General features: G+C 69.9%; 14 protein-coding genes. 4 read left to right on the top strand and 10 right to left on the bottom strand.

Annotation, left to right across the window (positions count from 1 at the left end):
- Nucleotides 1-2 precede the first annotated feature (2 nt).
- The 3 genes from ACFVX4_RS25540 (at nucleotide 3) to ACFVX4_RS25550 (ending at nucleotide 3859) form a co-directional block, all read left to right on the top strand.
- The gene (locus ACFVX4_RS25540; protein ID WP_389981167.1) at nucleotides 3-1319 is read left to right on the top strand and encodes a citrate/2-methylcitrate synthase; all 1317 of its coding nucleotides are present in this window, start codon (nucleotides 3-5) and stop codon (nucleotides 1317-1319) included.
- Between the two features lie 123 nt (nucleotides 1320-1442).
- Nucleotides 1443-3179 (top strand): ATP-binding protein, encoded by a 1737-nt coding sequence (locus ACFVX4_RS25545; RefSeq protein ID WP_389981169.1) that lies wholly within the window; start codon nucleotides 1443-1445, stop codon nucleotides 3177-3179.
- Nucleotides 3176-3859 carry a response regulator gene (locus tag ACFVX4_RS25550; RefSeq protein WP_389981171.1) on the top strand — a complete coding sequence of 228 codons (684 nt, stop codon included), beginning with the start codon at nucleotides 3176-3178 and terminating at the stop codon, nucleotides 3857-3859. Before ACFVX4_RS25545 ends, ACFVX4_RS25550 begins: the two co-directional genes overlap by 4 nt.
- Nucleotides 3860-3892: 33 nt before the next feature.
- On the opposite strand, the gene ACFVX4_RS25555 is transcribed toward ACFVX4_RS25550, so the two are convergent.
- The 6 genes from ACFVX4_RS25555 to ACFVX4_RS25580 form a co-directional block, all read right to left on the bottom strand.
- Complete coding sequence (locus tag ACFVX4_RS25555) at nucleotides 3893-5485, bottom strand: cation acetate symporter (protein ID WP_389981173.1); 1593 nt, start codon at nucleotides 5483-5485, stop codon at nucleotides 3893-3895.
- A complete protein-coding gene (locus tag ACFVX4_RS25560) occupies nucleotides 5482-5925 on the bottom strand; it encodes a DUF485 domain-containing protein (RefSeq protein WP_385328800.1) in 444 nt (147 codons plus the stop codon). The genes ACFVX4_RS25555 and ACFVX4_RS25560 overlap by 4 nt, the downstream gene beginning before the upstream one ends.
- A 131-nt stretch (nucleotides 5926-6056) precedes the next feature.
- On the bottom strand, nucleotides 6057-6734 hold the full coding sequence (locus tag ACFVX4_RS25565) for a response regulator (RefSeq protein ID WP_389981175.1): 678 nt from the start codon (nucleotides 6732-6734) through the stop codon (nucleotides 6057-6059).
- On the bottom strand, nucleotides 6731-7894 hold the full coding sequence (locus ACFVX4_RS25570) for a sensor histidine kinase (protein WP_389981177.1): 1164 nt from the start codon (nucleotides 7892-7894) through the stop codon (nucleotides 6731-6733). The genes ACFVX4_RS25565 and ACFVX4_RS25570 overlap by 4 nt, the downstream gene beginning before the upstream one ends.
- Entirely contained in the window at nucleotides 7891-8409 is a 519-nt protein-coding gene (locus ACFVX4_RS25575; RefSeq protein WP_389981179.1) for a DUF1453 domain-containing protein, read from the bottom strand. Before ACFVX4_RS25575 ends, ACFVX4_RS25570 begins: the two co-directional genes overlap by 4 nt.
- Nucleotides 8410-8537: 128 nt before the next feature.
- The gene (locus tag ACFVX4_RS25580; protein ID WP_389981181.1) at nucleotides 8538-10658 is read right to left on the bottom strand and encodes a type IIA DNA topoisomerase subunit B; all 2121 of its coding nucleotides are present in this window, start codon (nucleotides 10656-10658) and stop codon (nucleotides 8538-8540) included.
- Between the two features lie 435 nt (nucleotides 10659-11093).
- Here ACFVX4_RS25580 and ACFVX4_RS25585 point away from each other — a divergent pair, with 435 nt between their 5' ends.
- Nucleotides 11094-11327, top strand: a complete 234-nt coding sequence (locus ACFVX4_RS25585; RefSeq protein WP_389981183.1) for a hypothetical protein — start codon at nucleotides 11094-11096, stop codon at nucleotides 11325-11327.
- A 102-nt stretch (nucleotides 11328-11429) separates the two neighbouring features.
- On the opposite strand, the gene ACFVX4_RS25590 is transcribed toward ACFVX4_RS25585, so the two are convergent.
- The 4 genes from ACFVX4_RS25590 to ACFVX4_RS25605 form a co-directional block, all read right to left on the bottom strand.
- Nucleotides 11430-12260 carry a S1 family peptidase gene (locus ACFVX4_RS25590; RefSeq protein ID WP_389981185.1) on the bottom strand — a complete coding sequence of 277 codons (831 nt, stop codon included), beginning with the start codon at nucleotides 12258-12260 and terminating at the stop codon, nucleotides 11430-11432.
- Between the two features lie 133 nt (nucleotides 12261-12393).
- Nucleotides 12394-13941: an RNA polymerase sigma factor gene (locus ACFVX4_RS25595; RefSeq protein ID WP_114249338.1), complete on the bottom strand. Its 1548-nt coding sequence runs from the start codon at nucleotides 13939-13941 to the stop codon at nucleotides 12394-12396.
- A gap of 321 nt (nucleotides 13942-14262) precedes the next feature.
- Nucleotides 14263-15150: a FadR/GntR family transcriptional regulator gene (locus ACFVX4_RS25600; protein ID WP_389981187.1), complete on the bottom strand. Its 888-nt coding sequence runs from the start codon at nucleotides 15148-15150 to the stop codon at nucleotides 14263-14265.
- A 124-nt stretch (nucleotides 15151-15274) separates the two neighbouring features.
- Nucleotides 15275-17161, bottom strand: a complete 1887-nt coding sequence (locus tag ACFVX4_RS25605) for an ATP-binding cassette domain-containing protein (protein ID WP_389981189.1) — start codon at nucleotides 17159-17161, stop codon at nucleotides 15275-15277.
- Nucleotides 17162-17220: the final 59 nt, after the last annotated feature.

Consider the following 17220-nt stretch of genomic DNA (forward strand, 5'->3'; position numbering starts at 1 on the left):
GCATGAAGGATCAAGCAACGCCCGGCGACGGTCCGGAGGCGACGGCTCCGCAGCGGCTCAGCACCCGGGAGGCGGCCGAGCGTCTCGGGGTGAAGCCCGAGACGGTGTACGCGTACGTCAGTCGTGGCCAGCTGAGCAGCAGGCGCGCTCCGGGCGGACGCGGCAGTACGTTCGACGCCGCGGAGGTCGACGCGCTGGCCCGGCGCACGGGCCGCAAGGCCCCCTCCCCCGCCACCGGTGATCTGGTCTTCCGTACCGGCATCACGCTGATCGAGGGCGACCGCTACTACTTCCGTGGCGTCGACGCGACCGAGCTGGCCCTGCGGTACGACTACGAGGAGGTCGCCGAGTGGCTCTGGACCGGCGAGCTGCGGCCCGGCGTCCGCTTCACGGCACCGGCCGAGGCGCTGGCCGCGGCGCGCCGGGCGGTCGACGCGCTGCCCGCGCACAGTGGCTCGACGGACCGGTTGCGCGTGGCGGTGGTCGCCGCGGCGACGGCCGATCCGCTCCGCTTCGACCTCTCGCGCGAGGCGGTGCTCGCCGCCGCGCGGAGCCTCGTTCCGACCCTGGTCGGTGCACTGCCCCTGGCCGCGGACACACCGTCGGCAGCCGAGGGAACCGCGGGACCCTCGGACGCGGGCGGCCCCGGACTGGCCCGGCAGCTGTGGTCGAAGCTCACCCCGCGGCTGGCCGACGAGCCGTCGGTCGCCGCGCTGGACGCCGCACTCGCCCTGCTGATCGACCACGACCTCGCGGCGTCGACACTGGCCGCCAGGGTCGCCGCATCCGCCCACGCCCATCCGTACGCGGTGGTCTCGGCGGGCCTCGGAGTCCTGGAGGGCCCGCTGCACGGGGCGGCGAGCGGCCTGGCGCACCGGATGCTGACCGAGGTCCTGGAGCGGGGGTCCGCGGCCCCGGTGGTCGCGGACCACCTCCGCACCGGACGCAGGGTGCCCGGACTCGGCCACCGTCTCTACACCTCCGAGGACCCGCGGGCGCGGGCGCTGTTCGCCCTGCTCGACCGGGTGCCGGAGTCGGCCGGGGCGCTCGCCGCGGCACGCGACGTGGTCACCACGATGGCCCGGCACGCTCCTCTGCACGCCAATGTCGACCTGGCGCTCGCCGTGCTCTCGGTCTCCTGCGGCATGTCGGCGGAGGCCGGAGAGACGGTGTTCGCGGTGTCCCGCACGGCCGGCTGGATCGCCCATGCCCTGGAGGAGTACGGGGAGCGGCCCCTGCGGATGCGTCCCAGCGGCGAGTACGGCGGCCCTCGTCCGCCTCAGCCGCTGCCCGCCGCCACGGGTGGACCGCCGCGATAGACGGTTGCGGGGCGGCGCGATGCACGGCTGTCGTCAGGGCAGGGCCCGGCCTGACCCGCTCAAGCGCCCGGCCGCGCGAGGGGAATTTCGGAAAGCACCGGAATGCCCTTTACCGTTCATACGATGAGCGCCCCACCGCCCACCGCCAGGAGAGCACGCCGGCTCGGCTGGCCCCAGCGGGTCTTCTCCCAGGTCCTGCTGATGCAGCTGGCCATCGCGACCGGCGTCACCGTGCTCGCCACCGGCCTCTTTCTGGCACCCCTCAGTGCCCAGCTCGACGACCAGGCGATGCGCCGTGCCCTGGCCATCGCGCAGAGCACGGCGGCCCAGCCGCGGCTCACCGAGGAGCTGCTCGCCACGGATCCGTCGCCCACCGGACCCGTGCAGTCCGCGGCCGAGCGGGTCAGGCGTGCCACCGGCGCCGAGTACGTCGTCGTCATGGACCGGCGCGGGGTGCGCTGGTCGCACACCGACGCCGACGAGATCGGCAAGGTCGTCTCCACCGACCCGAGCGACGCGCTCGCGGGCCGGAACGTCATGGAGATCGACAGCGGGACACTCGGCCGCTCGGCCCGCGGGAAGGTCCCGCTGCGCGACGAGGCGCAGCACATCGTGGGCGCCGTCTCCGTCGGGATCGCGTACGACAGTGTCCGCGCCCGGCTCCTCGCCGCGATCCCCGGGCTGTTCGCCTACGCGGGCGGTGCGCTCGCCGTCGGGGCGCTGGCCGCCTATCTGATCTCCCGGCGCCTCCAGCGGCAGACCCACGACCTCGCGTTCTCCGACATCTCCGCGCTGCTGACGGAGCGCGAGGCGATGCTGCACGGCATCAGGGAGGGAGTCGTCGCACTCGACCGGACGGGCAGGATACGGCTGCTGAACGACGAGGCGCAGCGGCTCCTCGGTCTCGGCCCCGACGCAGCGGGCCGCCCGCTGGACACCGTGCTCGGCGCGGGGCGGACGGCCGATGTGCTGGCGGGCCGGGTGCTCGGCGACGATCTGCTGACGGTGCAGGGCGCCCGGGTCCTGCTCGCCAACCGGATGCCGACCGACGACGGCGGCGCCGTCGCCACCCTCCGCGACCGCACCGAACTCGAACACCTCGGCCGCGAACTCGACTCGACGCGCGGCCTGATCGACGCGTTGCGGGCCCAGGACCACGAGCACGCCAACCGGATGCACACGCTGCTGGGGCTGCTGGAACTGGACATGCACGGGGACGCCATGGAGTACGTCACCGAGATCGTGGGCGTCCACCGGGCGACCGCCGAGCAGGTCACCGAGAAGGTGCACGATCCGCTGCTGGCCGCGCTCCTGGTCGGCAAGGCGACCGTGGCGGCGGAGCGCGGTGTCGCGCTGCGCATGGCCCCGGGGACGCTGCTACCGGACCGGCTGGTGGACCCTCGCGGGCTGGTCACGGTCGTCGGCAACCTCGTGGACAACGCACTGGACGCGGCTGCCGGAGCGGACGGCGCCCTGGTCGAGGTGGGCCTGCGCGCCGAGGGCCGTACGGTGGTGCTGCGGGTCCGTGACAGCGGCCCCGGAGTTCCGCTCGGGCAGCGCGAATCGATCTTCACGGAGGGCTGGTCGACGAAGGAGGTCCCGGCGCACGGCAAGCGCGGCCTGGGCCTCGCCCTGGTGCGGCGGCTGGCGGAACGACAGGGTGGCAGCGTCACCGTCGACGGGGCAGTGGACGGCGGCGCCGAGTTCACCGTCGTACTGCCGGAGGCCCTTGCGGACCCGGACCTGACGGAACCGGAAGTGACTGGATCCGGAGCGACTGGATCCGAAGTGGCTCGGTCCGAAGTGGCTGGACCGGAAATGACCGAATCGAATACCGGCATCGCGGGAGAAGCTCAGTGATCGAGGTCCTGGTGGTGGACGACGACATCCGGGTCGCGAAGGTCAACGCGGCCTACGTCTCCAGGGTGCCGGGTTTCCGGGTGACCGCCCAGGCGCACTCCGCCGCCGAAGCCCTCGCCACGATCGAGAGCCGACGCGTGGATCTGGTGCTGCTGGACCACTACATGCCCGACCGCAACGGCCTGGCCATGGTGCGGGAGCTGCGCAGGCTCGGCCACCACACCGACGTGATCATGGTGACGGCGGCGCGCGACGTCGCCACCGTGCAGGAGGCCATGCGGCACGGTGCCCTGCAGTACCTGGTGAAGCCGTTCGCGTACTCGGGGCTGCGCACCAAGCTGGAGGCGTACGCGGCGCTGCGCCACACGCTGGAACGCGGCGGCGAGGCCGAGCAGGGCGAGGTGGACCGGCTCTTCGGCGCCCTGTGGGCAGCGGGCGAGCCCGATCTGCCCAAGGGGCACTCGCCGACCACGGCGGAACTGGTCAGGCAGGCGCTCCGGAGCGCGGACGGGCCGCTCTCCGCGCAGGAGATCGCGGAGAGCGCCGGCATGAGCAGGCAGACCGCCCAGCGCTATCTGAAGCTGTTGGAAAGGACCGGCAGGGTGCGGCTGACGCTGCGGTACGGCGAGACGGGCCGCCCGGAGCACCGCTACACCTGGTCCACCGGCGGGCAGGCCTGACCGGTCCCGTCCGTACGGTGCGGGGGCACCGGACTACACCGCACCCGCCCCGGTCAGTGCGCGGACCTCGGTCTCCGCATGCTTGGCCTCGTCCGGCGGATCGGTGGAGGTGACCGTTCCGGCCCAACCGGCCAGGAAGCCCAGGGGGATGGAGACCAGCCCGGGGTTCTCCAGCGGGAAGAGCTGGAAGTCGACGCCCGGGAAGAGCGAGGCGGGGCTGCCGGAAACGACCGGGGAGAGCAGCACGAGCAGCACTGCGGGAATCAGCCCGCCGTAGACGGACCAGACTGCTCCCCGGGTGGTGAAATTCCGCCAGAACAGGGAGTACAGGAGCACCGGAAGGTTGGCCGAGGCGGCGACGGCGAAGGCAAGCCCCACCAGGAACGCCACGTTCAGGTCCTGGGCGACCAGACCGAGTCCGATGGCGGCCACCCCGATCGCTGCCGCGGCCACCCTGGCCACGGCGACCTCGCTGTACTGCTTGGAGCCGGGGCGCCTGAGCGAGGCGTAGAGGTCATGGGCCACGGAGGCGGACGAGGCGAGCGTGATACCCGCGACGACGGCGAGAATGGTCGCGAAGGCGACTGCGGCCACCACGGCGAACAGGATCGTTCCGCCGGTGGACCCCTCGCCGCCGCCGAGCACCAGGGCCAGCAGCGGAACCGCTGTGTTCCCCGCGGGATTCGACGCCCGTACCTCGGCCGAGCCGACCAGGGCGGCCGCCCCGAATCCGAGCGCGATGGTCATCAGGTAGAAGCTGCCGATGAGCCCGATCGACCAGACGACCGAGCGGCGGGCCGCACGGGCGGTGGGCACGGTGTAGAACCGCGACAGGATGTGCGGCAGCCCGGCCGTACCGAGTACCAGGGCCAGCCCCAGGCTGATGAAGTCGATGCGCGCGGTCCACGTACCGCCGTACCGGAGACCCGGCGCGAGGAACCGGCTGCCGTGGCCGCTCCGTTCGGCGGCGGAGTTGAGCAGGGCGTTGAAGTCGCCGTGGAAGCGGACCAGCACGAGCACGGTGAGCACGACCGCTCCCGTCATCAGGAGAACTGCCTTGACGATCTGGATCCAGGTGGTGGCGCGCATCCCGCCGAGCGACACGTAGATCACCATGAGCGCCCCGACGCCGATGACGGTCCAGGAGCGGGCGGCGCCGCTCGTACCGCCGAGAAGCAGCGCGACCAGGCTGCCCGCGCCCACCATCTGTGCCACCAGATAGAGCACGGAGACGGTGACGGACGAAGTGCCCGCCGCGATCCGGACCGGGCGCTCCGCCATCCGCGCCGCCACCACATCGGCGAGCGTGAACCGGCCGCAGTTGCGCACCAGTTCGGCGACCAGCAGCAGGACGACCAGCCAGGCGACGAGGAAGCCGACCGAATAGAGCATGCCGTCGTAGCCGAAGAGTGCGATCAGACCGGAGATGCCGAGGAACGACGCGGCCGACATGTAGTCGCCCGCGATGGCGAAACCGTTCTCCATGGGGGAGAACAGACGGCCGCCCGCGTAGAACTCCTCCGCCGAGCCATGGCGGTTACGGCTCACCCGGGTGGTGATGGCGAGCGTCACTGCGATGAAGGCGCTGAACAGCAGGAGCGCCAGCGTCTGGTGGTTCCCGTTCAACGCCCGGCCCCCCGCGTCATCTCCTGTGTCTCCCACCGCAGCTCGAGTGCGGCCCGGTCCCTGCGCAGCCGTGCGTGGCGCGCGTACGCCCCGGTGAGAAGGAAGGTCGTGAGGAACTGCCCGAGCCCCGCGACCATCGCGACATTGACCGCCCCCGCCACCGGGCGGGCCATCAGTCCGGGCGCGGTGATCGCGGCGACGACGTAGACGAGGTACCAGACGAGGAAGGCGATGCTGGCGGGGATGACGAACCGCCGGTACCGGCGGCGCACCTCCTGGAACGCCCCGCTGCGCTGCACCTCCAGATAGATGTCGGCCGCACTGTGGCCGCGCCGCGGATCCGGGGGCCCGGGTGGTCCGGTGGGAGCGAAACTCCCCGTACCGTCCAGCTCGCCCCATCCGGAGGCCAGCGCGTCGTACCACGGGTCGTCGAGTCGCATCGCTGCGGCCTCACGCCCTGCTTCCTTCTCCACGGAACAACTCCCCTTGTCCACGGACCACTTCGGCCGTGTACCCAAGAATGGGCAGATCGGGAAGATCCCGGGCACTTCATTTGCCGGTCTTCACCTCTTCAGGTGACAGTCGATCCGGGCGGCTGTGCGAGGCCCCGAACGTACGCATAGCGAACGGCCTGTGCCCGGTCACGCACTCCGGCCTTGGCGAAGAGATTGTTGATGTGGCTCTTCACGGTGGCCTGCGAAATGTGCAGCCTGCGGGCGATCTCCGGATTGGACAGGCCCTCCGCGATCAGCACCAGCACTTCCAGTTCACGTGGCGTCAGGCCGTCGGGCAGCTGTTGCTCGGCCACCGGTGCCGGCAGCAGCGGGCTCGTGGTCACGCGCTCCAGCAGACGGCGCTGCACGCTCGGCGAGAGGCCGGCTTCTCCGGACAGCACGGCCTGGATGGCCCGTACGATCTCTTCGCCCCCGGCGTCCTTGGTGAGATAGCCGCGGGCTCCGGCCTGCAGTGCGGGGAATAGCGAGTCGTCGTCCGCGAATGTCGTGAGCACCACCACCTGGGTCCCTGGATGGTCCTTGCGGATCCGCCGTGTCGCCTCTGCCCCGTCGCACCGGGGCATCCGCAGATCCATCAGAACGACATCGGGGGCCAGTTCGGCCACGAGCGCCACGGCCTCCTCACCGTCCTTCGCCGCTCCGACCACCTCGATTCCGGGCAGCAGCCCCAGCAGCATCACGATCCCTTCACGCACCACCGACTGGTCGTCGGCAACCACGACCCGCGCGTTCACGCGGGCACCCGCAGACTCACCACGAAACCCTCCTCACCGGGGCCGGCCTCCAGCGTCCCGCCCATCAGCTCGGCCCGTTCCCTCATCCCCAGCAGACCGTATCCGGAGCCACTGCCGGACAGCTCGTCCTCGGGTCTGTGTCCACCCGAATCCCTGACCTCCAGGGCGACTTCGTCCGGCAGATACTCCAGCCGCACGAGAACCCTGGCCCCCGGTGCGTGCTTGCGCACATTGGTCAGGGCCTCCTGCGCCACCCTCCGGACCGTCTGCGACGCCTCGGCGGTCAGCGTCCGCCGCTCCCCCGCCACGCTGACCTCCGCCGGTTCGGCGGCCACCAGCTGCTGAAGGAAGTCCTCCACCGGAGAGACCTCGCCCCGGAGCGCGGAGAGAGCCTGGCGGGTCTCCGCGAGCCCCTCACGCGCCATGGAACGCGCAGCCACGACCCGCTCCAGCACCCGGTCCCGGAACTCCCCCGCCGGCTCCCGCTCGATCAGCAGCCGCGCCGCCTCCAGATGCACCAGCTGGGCGGAGAGGCTGTGGGCGAGGACGTCGTGAATCTCCCGCGCGATCCTGGCCCGCTCGTCCAGCGCGGCCGTCTCGGCCTCCGCCTCGCGGGCCGCCCGCTCCTGCGCGAGGAGCCTCTGGGCGCTGCCCCGTGCCTCGGCATCCAGTCGGAGCACATAGCCCGCCAGCGAGAGACCCGCTGTGGACATGGCGGTGGAGAGCCAGCCATCGGTGTTGACGACGGCGTACGCACCGAGGGCGACGGCCGTCGCCGGGAGGCCCGCCGTGAGCGGCAACCGCTCCAGTGCAGTGACCGCGCAGCCGCACCACAGGATCAGCGCAGGCAGATCGGCACCGGCCTGTTGCGCCCCGAACGCCGCCAGCATCAACAGCGCCAGCAGTCCGAGCGACGGCCACAGCCGGTGCTCCAGGCTGGTCCGGAAGAACGCCCATGCGGCGAACGCGCAGCCCAACACGCCCACCAGCCCGAGCACGATCTCCCAGGGCCCGAACTGTCCGCCGCTGAGTGTGCCCCAGAGCATGGCAGTGAGCAGCCCCACCCGGACGGACCAGGTGATCACCGTTCGCGGACGGGTGCGGCTCGTGCCTGACAGGGCTTCCCAGGTCGGCCAGCTGGTCCAGGTCGTACGCGTCACACGCGGTCCTTCCACGCCGGCCGCGACATCATCCCGCCGGCGGAGCCACCGTACGCCGGACCCATCTGCCCTGCCCGCCACATCAGCACACCACCGCGCGCCGCCAACGTCACCGCGAGGGCCGACAGAAGGGCCGCGGTGCCCTGGTGTATGCCCATCAGCGCGGCAGCCCCGTAGAGGGCCGCCCGCAGCGCCAGTCCCCCGGTCCAGACGAAGACGGTGGCCCTGGTGCCCTTGCTCCACAGCGAGCCGTCCGCCTCGCGCCACAGTCGGGTGGTCCAGCCCCAGCCGGCGCCCGTCACGAGCCCCACCGCCAGCTCCGCACCCAGGACCGCCATGGACAGCGCCGCGTGACGCGGATCCACCAGTCCGGACTCGCGCACCGACAGGACGAGGAGAACGCCCGGCAGGACCCACCAGCGCCGGTCGTCCGTGATCTGCCGTGCCGAGCACTGGCGCACGACGACGACAGCGATCACTGCGCCGACCACCAGAACATTGACGAGCCCTGACATGGCAGCCTCCGATGTGCGGGAAGGTTGAACGCCTTCGACGCTACGGAAACGGCCGGGTCAGGGCATCGGCTCAGGGGTTGATCGTGGGTGGAGAAGCCGTCTCCACCCACGGGTGGAGACGGCTTCGCTCAGACGTCGATGCGCGAGCGGTCCAGGGTAGCGGCAGAGCTCGTGATGAACTCCTTGCGCGGCGCCACCTCATTGCCCATCAGCAGATCGAAGACCTGCTCGGACGCTTCCAGATCGCCGATGTTGATCCTCCGCAGGGTGCGGTGGCGCGGATCCATCGTGGTCTCCGCCAACTGGTCGGCGTCCATCTCGCCCAGGCCCTTGTAGCGCTGGATCGAGTCCTTGTACCGGACGTTCTTCCGCTGGAGCTCCAGCAGCCGCTGGCGCAGCTCGTTGTCCGAGTACGTGTAGATGTACTTGTCCTGGCCCTTCTTCGGCTGAACCAGCTCGATCCGGTGGAGCGGAGGCACCGCGGCGAAGACCCGTCCCGCCTCGACCATGGGTCGCATGTACCGCTGGAACAGCGTCAGCAGCAGGATGCGGATGTGCGCGCCGTCGACGTCGGCGTCCACCAGCAGGACGATCTTCCCGTAGCGAGCGGCGTCGATGTCGAAGGTCCGTCCGGACCCGGCTCCTATGACCTGGATGATCGCGCCGCACTCGGCGTTCTTCAGCATGTCCGAGACGGACGCCTTCTGGACGTTGAGGATCTTGCCCCGGATCGGCAGCAGTGCCTGGAACTCACTGTTCCGGGCGAGCTTCGCCGTACCGAGCGCGGAGTCGCCCTCGACGATGAAGAGTTCGCTGCGGTCCACGTCGTCGCTGCGGCAGTCGGCGAGCTTCGCAGGCAGCGAGGAGGACTCCAGCGCCGTCTTGCGACGCTGTGCGTCCTTGTGCTGGCGGGCCGCGATGCGGGTCCGCGCAGCCGCGACGGCCTTGTCCAGAACCGCCCTGGCCTGGGCCTTCGCGTCGCGCTTCGTCGAGGTCAGGAATGCCTTGAGTTCCTTGGCCACGACGTTGGCGACGATCCGGTTGGCCGCCGAGGTGCCGAGCACCTCCTTGGTCTGGCCCTCGAACTGCGGCTCGGCCAGCCGCACGGTGACCACCGCGGTGAGGCCTTCCAGCGCGTCGTCCTTGACGATGTCGTCCTCGGCGACGCGGAGCAGCTTGGCGGAGCGCAGCGCCTCGTTGACCGTCTTGGTCACGGAGCGTTCGAATCCGGTCACATGCGTGCCACCCTTGGGGGTGGCGATGATGTTGACGAAGGACTTGAGGTTGGTGTCGTATCCGGTGCCCCAGCGCAGGGCGATGTCGACCACGAGCTCACGCGTGACCTCGGTCGCCGTCATGTGGCCGCGCTCGTCCAGGACCGGCACGGTCTCCTTGAAGGTGCCCTGCCCGGTCAGGCGCAGGACGTCGCAGACCGCCTTGTCCTGGGCGAGGTACTCGCAGAATTCGCTGATCCCGCCGTCGAAGCGGAAGGTCTCCTCGGTCTTGCCCTCGCCGTCGAGCCCGCGTTCGTCACGGACGACGATCGTGAGGCCGGGGACGAGAAAAGCCGTCTGCCGCGCCCGCTGGTGGAGCGTCTCCAGGTTGAGCTTGGCGTCCTTGAGGAAGATCTGCCGGTCGGCCCAGTAGCGCACCCTGGTGCCGGTGCGCGCCTTCGGGACCCGCTTGCCCTTGAGCAGGCCGTTGGCCGGGTCGAACGGGCTGTCCGGCCCCTGCTCGGTGAAGATCCCCGGGACTCCGCGCCGGAAGCTGATCGAGTGCGTCGCGCTGTTGCGGTCGACCTCGACGTCGAGCCGGGCGGAGAGCGCGTTGACGACGGAGGCGCCGACGCCGTGCAGGCCGCCCGACGCGGCGTACGAGCCGCCGCCGAACTTTCCGCCGGCGTGCAGCTTGGTCATCACGACCTCGACGCCGGACAGGCCCGTCTTGGGCTCGACGTCGACGGGGATGCCCCGCCCGTTGTCCCGGACCTCCACGGAGTTGTCGTCGTGGAGGATGACCTCGATGTGATCGCAGTAACCGCCCAGGGCCTCGTCGACGGAGTTGTCGATGATCTCCCAGAGGCAGTGCATGAGACCGCGGCTGTCAGTGGACCCGATGTACATCCCGGGGCGCTTGCGAACCGCTTCGAGCCCCTCGAGTACGAGCAGATGCCGCGCGGTGTAGTTGGAACCGTCTCGGTCTGCTCCGGTCAGCAGCGCAGTGGACGGCACGGACGTATCGGCGGTCACGCGGTTCGCTCCTCGCTGAATTTCATTTGGGGCCCAGTGGGTAACGGGCTCGGCTTCGGTCGCCGCTGAGAGGGTACCGAGGCCTGGTAGAGCGGTTGTAACGCCACCCTTCGACAACCCTCACACTAGTCCAGCCTCGCATGCACGTTCGATCCCTCGTAGGAGTGACGCGAACATCACGTTCCCTTCCAGGCATGAACCATTTAGGCTCCGGGCACGTCCTCATGAACGAACCGGCAAGCCAGCCGGGAGGATCCCACCAAGACAAGCAACGCGAAACCGTAGCGCTACGCAATACGGCACATTCGCCGCCAACCGGCAACAGACAGCCATCTCGAGAAGAAGTTTCGAAGAAAAGCCACGAGCGGGAACGTTTTCGGCCTGGTTGGATGTTGACCCTGGTACGACAGCTCGTCGAGCTAGAGAAGAGGCGACGTGACTACTGTTCTGACCCCCGCGAGCCCGCTGACCGCAGCAGACCGCTGTGACCGTTGCGGCGCCCAGGCATATCTGCGCGTCGTCCTGATCAGCGGCGGTGAACTGCTCTTCTGCGCCCACCACGGTCGCAAGTTCGAGCCGGAACTCAAGAAGATCGCCGCGGAAATACAGGATGAGACGGACCGGCTCATGGCTGTACAGGCCCAAGCCGCCGAAGAGGAACAACACTGACACCTCGCATCCACGACGAGCACGGGCCAGGTCCCGGACCGGCCGACGGGCGGCTCCCCGAAAGGGGAGCCGCCCGTTCTCGTACCTGCGCGGTGATGTCGTTCAGTCGGCTTTCGGCATCCAGCCGACCGCGGCGGAAATCCGTGTGTACACGCCAGGGCTCCCCGCCCGGCCACAGCCGTTCCCCCAGGACACCAGCCCGATGAGCCGCCCACGGGCCACCAGCGGCCCGCCGCTGTCGCCCTGGCATGCGTCGTACCCGCCCAGCAGTTCGCCTGCGCAGAGCATCGCTGAGGCGTCGTACGTGCCGTTCCTGCCGCCCGTGTAGGCCTGCGCGCACGCGGTGTCCGGCAGAACACTCACTTTCGCCGACCGCAGCGACGATGCGTACTCGCTGTTGCCCGTCGTGTCACCCCACCCGTAGACGTCCGCCTCGGTGCCCGGTACGTACGCCGCGTCACCGGATCCGGCCATCGGGATCGCGCTCTTCCCGGGGAGCGCGTCGGCGAGGGTGAGCACGGCCAGGTCCCCCGCGTTCGTGGCGGGGTTGAACCCCGGATTGGTCCACGTCCCCTTCACTGGTATCTCCTGACCTCCGGTCCCGAGCAGGGCGTCGCGGCCCGCGATGATCCGCAGATCGCGCACGCTGCCGACATCCATGCCGAGCGCCTCGCGGCTCAGACAGTGCGCAGCGGTCAGCACCTTCTTCGGCGCCACCACGACACCACCGCAGAACTGGCCGGCGCGCGCCTCTCCGAACCGGTCGCGGCTGGACAGTGCCACAACCCAGGGGCTGTCCTTGACGTGCGCGGGCTGACCACCGATGACGATGCCGTCCTCGGCCGCCCGGGCGGAAGATCCGAGCGGTATCAGGGCTGTGGCGGCGACCAGGGCGAACGCCCCGGTCAGGGCGCGGAAGGCGGTACGGGACATGCGCACTCCTGACTCTGTGGTGAACCATTCCCACCCAGAGTCATCCCGCCCGTCGCCGACCGCACGCGTTGATAGGCCGAGGGCCCGGCTCCCCCATGGGGATCCGGGCCCTCGGTCCGTGTACTCCTGCGACCTAGTCGAGGTAGTCGCGCAGCACCTGCGAACGCGACGGGTGACGCAGCTTCGACATGGTCTTCGACTCGATCTGACGGATGCGCTCACGCGTCACGCCGTAGACCTTGCCGATCTCGTCCAGGGTCTTCGGCTGACCGTCGGTGAGCCCGAAGCGCATCGAGACCACGCCCGCCTCACGCTCGGAGAGCGTGTCGAGCACCGAGTGCAGCTGCTCCTGGAGGAGCGTGAAGCTGACCGCGTCGGCCGGGACGACCGCCTCGGAGTCCTCGATCAGGTCACCGAACTCGCTGTCCCCGTCCTCACCCAGCGGGGTGTGGAGGGAGATCGGCTCACGACCGTACTTCTGGACCTCGATGACCTTCTCGGGGGTCATGTCGAGTTCCTTGGCCAGCTCCTCCGGCGTGGGCTCACGACCCAGGTCCTGGAGCATCTGGCGCTGCACACGGGCGAGCTTGTTGATGACCTCGACCATGTGCACCGGGATACGGATGGTGCGGGCCTGGTCGGCCATGGCGCGGGTGATCGCCTGACGGATCCACCAGGTGGCGTACGTGGAGAACTTGTAGCCCTTGGTGTAGTCGAACTTCTCGACCGCGCGGATCAGACCGAGGTTGCCTTCCTGGATGAGGTCCAGGAAGAGCATGCCGCGGCCGGTGTAGCGCTTGGCCAGCGACACCACGAGACGGAGGTTGGCCTCCAGCAGGTGGTTCTTGGCGCGGCGGCCGTCCTCGGCGATGATCTCCAGCTCGCGCTTGAGCTTCGGAGCGAGCTTGTCGGAGTTCGCCAGCTTGTCCTCGGCGAACAGACCGGCCTCGATCCGCTTGGCGAGCTCGACCTCCTGCTCGGCATTGAGGAGGGGAACCTTGCCGATCTGCTTCAGGTAGTCCTTGACCGGGTCGGCGGTGGCGCCGGCGACGGCGACCTGCTGTGCAGGTGCGTCGTCCTCGTCGTCGTCGGAGAGGACGAAGCCCTTGTTCTCGCCCTCGCCCTCCTCTTCCTCGCCCTTGCCGGCCTTTACTTCCTCGGCCGCCTCGTCGCCGTCGAGGAGCTCGTCGTCCTGCTTTCCGGACTTCTTCGTTGCTGTCTTCTTGGCCGCCGTCTTCTTCACGGCGGTCTTCTTGGCAGCCGTCTTCTTGGCTGCTGCCTTCTTCGCAGGGCCGGCCGCGGCAGCGTCGTCAGCCACCACGTCCACGGTCTCTGCCGACGGGGCGGCAGTGGCCGCGACCGTCCTGGTCACGGTTGTCTTGGCCGCGACAGTCTTGGTGGCGGTGCGCTTGACCGGGCTCTTTGCTGCGACGCTCTTGCGGGCACGTTTGGACGGCTCCGCGGCACTGACCATCAGCGTCACACCCTCTTCCTCGAGGATCTGGTTGAGGCTGCGCAGAACATTCTTCCACTGGGTTGGCGGAATCTGGTCAGCCTCGAAGGCCCGACGCACGTCATCGCCGGCGATCTGCCCATCAGCCTTTCCCCGCTCGATGAGCGCCATCACAGACTCGGACTCGGCGATCTCCGGCGGGAGCGTACGGGATGTGCTGGCCGACACGAACAACCTCTCGGAACGATGGAAACGGCTTCCGGCCCGGCCCGAAAAGGGCTTGAGCCGACGACCACCGGGCTGGGAATGTACCGGCGGCGCGGGTTTGGCCTCAGAACTGCACAGCGCACTGAATGGCTGCTGTATTCCTTCCGCGGCGGTCACCTCTTAAGTCATCGCACTGTTTCGAGGAGTGTTACGCCCAATCCGCGTGGCCCGAGTCACACCTCATTTGCGATGAACGTGACCAAGGGCGCAAAAACCCCGCAACTGTGTCGCCGGACCGCGGCGGCCCGGCGACACGCGGTTCCCACACCCCGGCCGTTGTTCTCAGTGCTCGCGAGGCGCGGGCACCACACGCTCCACCTCGGGGTGGACGACGAGCAGTTGACGCATGGCCGCTTCGGCGCCCGCCGCGTCGCCGGACGCGAGGGCATCGACGATCCGGGCGTGGTGGCCGAGGGACGCCTCACTGGGGCGGTCACAGCCCGTGACCGGGCCGCCCGAGACCTGCAGTGCCGCGGAAACGATGCCGGAGAGGTGCTCCAGCATGCGATTGCCCGCCGCCTGGATGAGCAGGGAGTGGAACTCCGCGTCGGCCCGGGAGCAGGTGATCGCATCCCCCTGCCCGACCGCGTGTCCCATGATCTCCACCATGTCGCCGAGGCGCTGCTGGATGTCCTCGCGGCCATGGCCCGCAGCGAGGCGCGCGGCGAGGGGCTCGATCGTCCACCGGAGCTCCCCGAGCTCGCGACGCTGGTCCTCGCGCTGAGGACCGAAGGCACGCCATTCGATGATGTCGGGATCCAGCAGGTTCCAGTCACTGACGGGGCGGACCCGGGTGCCCACATTGGGCCGGGCGCTGACCAGGCCTTTGGCCTCGAGAACACGCAGTGATTCGCGTACGACGGTGCGGGAGACCTCGAAACGCTGACCGATCTCCTCCGGCACCAGAGGACGGTCCGCGCCCAGGTCACCGGAAACGATCATCTGACCCAGCTGCTGAACGAGTTGGCCGTGGAGGCCGCGGCCCCGGCTGGCCGAGCCCCGCCGGCTCACCCGGCCGAGGTCGACGTCGGGGCCGTCCCAGGAACGAAGAGCGGCACGCTCGCCGGCCGGCGCCTCCGCGTACGGGTAGCGATCGAGTTCACCCGGGCCGGCGAGGCCGGAATCGGCGGAGCGGGCGGCGGTCATCATGGTGTGCGCAAGGGTACTCACGCATCCTTTGTCGGCGCAGCTCACCCGGCTCTTGAGGTCTTTGGTGAAAAGCACACGAAAGGGTGATCGGCGCCCACCCCCCAATTGACGCTTTACTGGTATAAACCGGGCACCTTCGTGGAGGTTACGAGGCCTGACCCGATCCGGCGGCGCTCTGAGACCGCCAACGAGCCCTGCCATGAAGGCTGGTGAACAGATAGGCGAAGACCAGGACCGACAGCGACAACGCCAACGCGGCCCCCACCGGATGCGCCACGACGCCCACGACGACTGCCACCCATCGGTCCGTCTCATGCGGCCAGCGCGGCCACATCAGCTCGCGGAATCGGGCCGGAAGCCCTGCGACCGGACGGGAGCCCGGCGCCATCAGCACCTTCTGGACAAGCGGTACGACAAGTACAGGAACGGCAAGCACCGCGGCGACGCCGGCCGTCGTCACCCTGAAGACTCCGGCGGCGAAGAGGCCCGCCCAGGCGCAGCCCACGGTCAGCGCCACCCAACTCGCGCCGAGGGAAACCGGATTCGGCGGGACATGGACCCAACTGTGGCCGTACACGAGGCGAAGGGTTTCGGCGGAGACCAGTACGACGGCCAGAGCGAGCACCACGGCGACGCCTGCCGAGACCACCAGTTTGGCCAGAAGCAGTCCCAGGCGGCGGGGGACGGTGCCTCGGCCCGCGGCAAGCGCGGGGTAGCGGAATTCGTCACCGAACGAGAGGGCGCCGAGCAGTCCGGCCCCGACCGCCGCGGGCGGCAGCGGCAGCAGCGACGGCCAGGCCGCCAGCACCTTCGGCAACGGAGCATGGCCGGTGCGGGCAAGGAGCACGGAGAGTCCGACGGAGACGACCAGGACAGCGGTCATGATCAAGGTTGTTGTTCTGACACCGAGCAGACGGCGCAGTTCGTAGCGCAGCGGATGGAGCGGACCACGGGCCGGGCGGCGCCGGATGGGTGGTGCCGGATCCGGACCCAACGCCTTCGCGACCGGTCGCGGATCGCGTGGCCCTGCACCGCTATCAGACCCTGCGCGGTCTGCGCGATTTGCTGGACCTCCAGAATTCGCTGGATCTGCCGGGTCTGCGCGTTCCGTGGAGCCCGCGGACTCTGCGGGGCTCGTGCCGCCCCGGGCCACGATGGAGCCGGGATCGCCGATCTCGTCGGCCAGTTGGTGCACCGGGAGCCCGTGGCGGAACGCGGTGTCACCGATCTCCGCGCAGGTGGAGCCGTACACGGCGAGGCGGCCACCGGCCTCGGTGACCACCTCGACCGAGCGCCGGGACGCTCGGGCCTCGCGGCTGACGACCGCCGCGAGGCGGGCCGCGTGCGGGGTCCGGACCGCGACCCGGGGGCGGAGGCGGGTCCGCGAGAAGTCCCCGGCGTCCTGGTCGGCGACAAGGCGGCCGCCGTCGACGACGACCACATGGTCGGCAGCCCGCGCGGCCTCCTTGGGGTCCGTCGTGGTGTACAGAACGGTCCCGCCCCGGGCCGCACGGGCCTGCAACAGCCGGTGCAGCCAACAGGCCTCGCGCGGAGTGAGGCCTTCCGCCGGATCGTCGAGGACGAGCGTGTGCGGATCACCGAGCAGTGCCGAGGCGAGGGCGAGGCGTCGGTCCATGCCGAGCGAGAGCGTGCCGATGCGCTGGTCCCCGAGGCCGGCGAGACCTACGAGCTCGAGCAGTTCATCGGCCCGCGCCGCAGGTACACCCGCGGCGGCACAGAGCATCCGGAGCTGACCGCGAGCGGTACGGGCGGGGTGACCCGGCACGTCCCCGAGCAGCACGCCCACCTCACTCGCGGGGTTCGGGATCCGGTGCATCGGTCTGCCCCGGAAGTAGGTGACCCCCCGCCCCGGGTCGAGCTCGAGCATGAGGCGGAGGGCTGCGGTCTTGCCCGAGCCGGGGGCGCCCAGAAGCGCGGTGACGCGGCCGGGCCGGGCTTCGAAGGTGAGATCGTCCACGGCGGCCGGAATGCCGCGGCGGGGGGTGCTGGTGAGTCCGATGGCCTGGAGCATCGCTTCTCTCGCGGAAGGTGAGACCGCTCGGCGGCAGGGCGGGTACCGCAGAAAGATAA

The organism is Streptomyces sp. NPDC058240 (assembly GCF_042882135.1).
Classification (GTDB): Bacteria; Actinomycetota; Actinomycetes; order Streptomycetales; family Streptomycetaceae; genus Streptomyces.

Coding starts and splice junctions, on each gene's coding strand:
- ACFVX4_RS25540 (WP_389981167.1), top strand. CDS start 3: ATGAAGGATCAAGCAACGCCCGGCGACGGTCCGGAGGCGACGGCTCCG.
- ACFVX4_RS25545 (WP_389981169.1), top strand. CDS start 1,443: ATGAGCGCCCCACCGCCCACCGCCAGGAGAGCACGCCGGCTCGGCTGG.
- ACFVX4_RS25560 (WP_385328800.1), bottom strand. CDS start 5,925: ATGCGACTCGACGACCCGTGGTACGACGCGCTGGCCTCCGGATGGGGC.
- ACFVX4_RS25575 (WP_389981179.1), bottom strand. CDS start 8,409: ATGTCAGGGCTCGTCAATGTTCTGGTGGTCGGCGCAGTGATCGCTGTC.
- ACFVX4_RS25590 (WP_389981185.1), bottom strand. CDS start 12,260: ATGTCCCGTACCGCCTTCCGCGCCCTGACCGGGGCGTTCGCCCTGGTC.
- ACFVX4_RS25605 (WP_389981189.1), bottom strand. CDS start 17,161: ATGCTCCAGGCCATCGGACTCACCAGCACCCCCCGCCGCGGCATTCCG.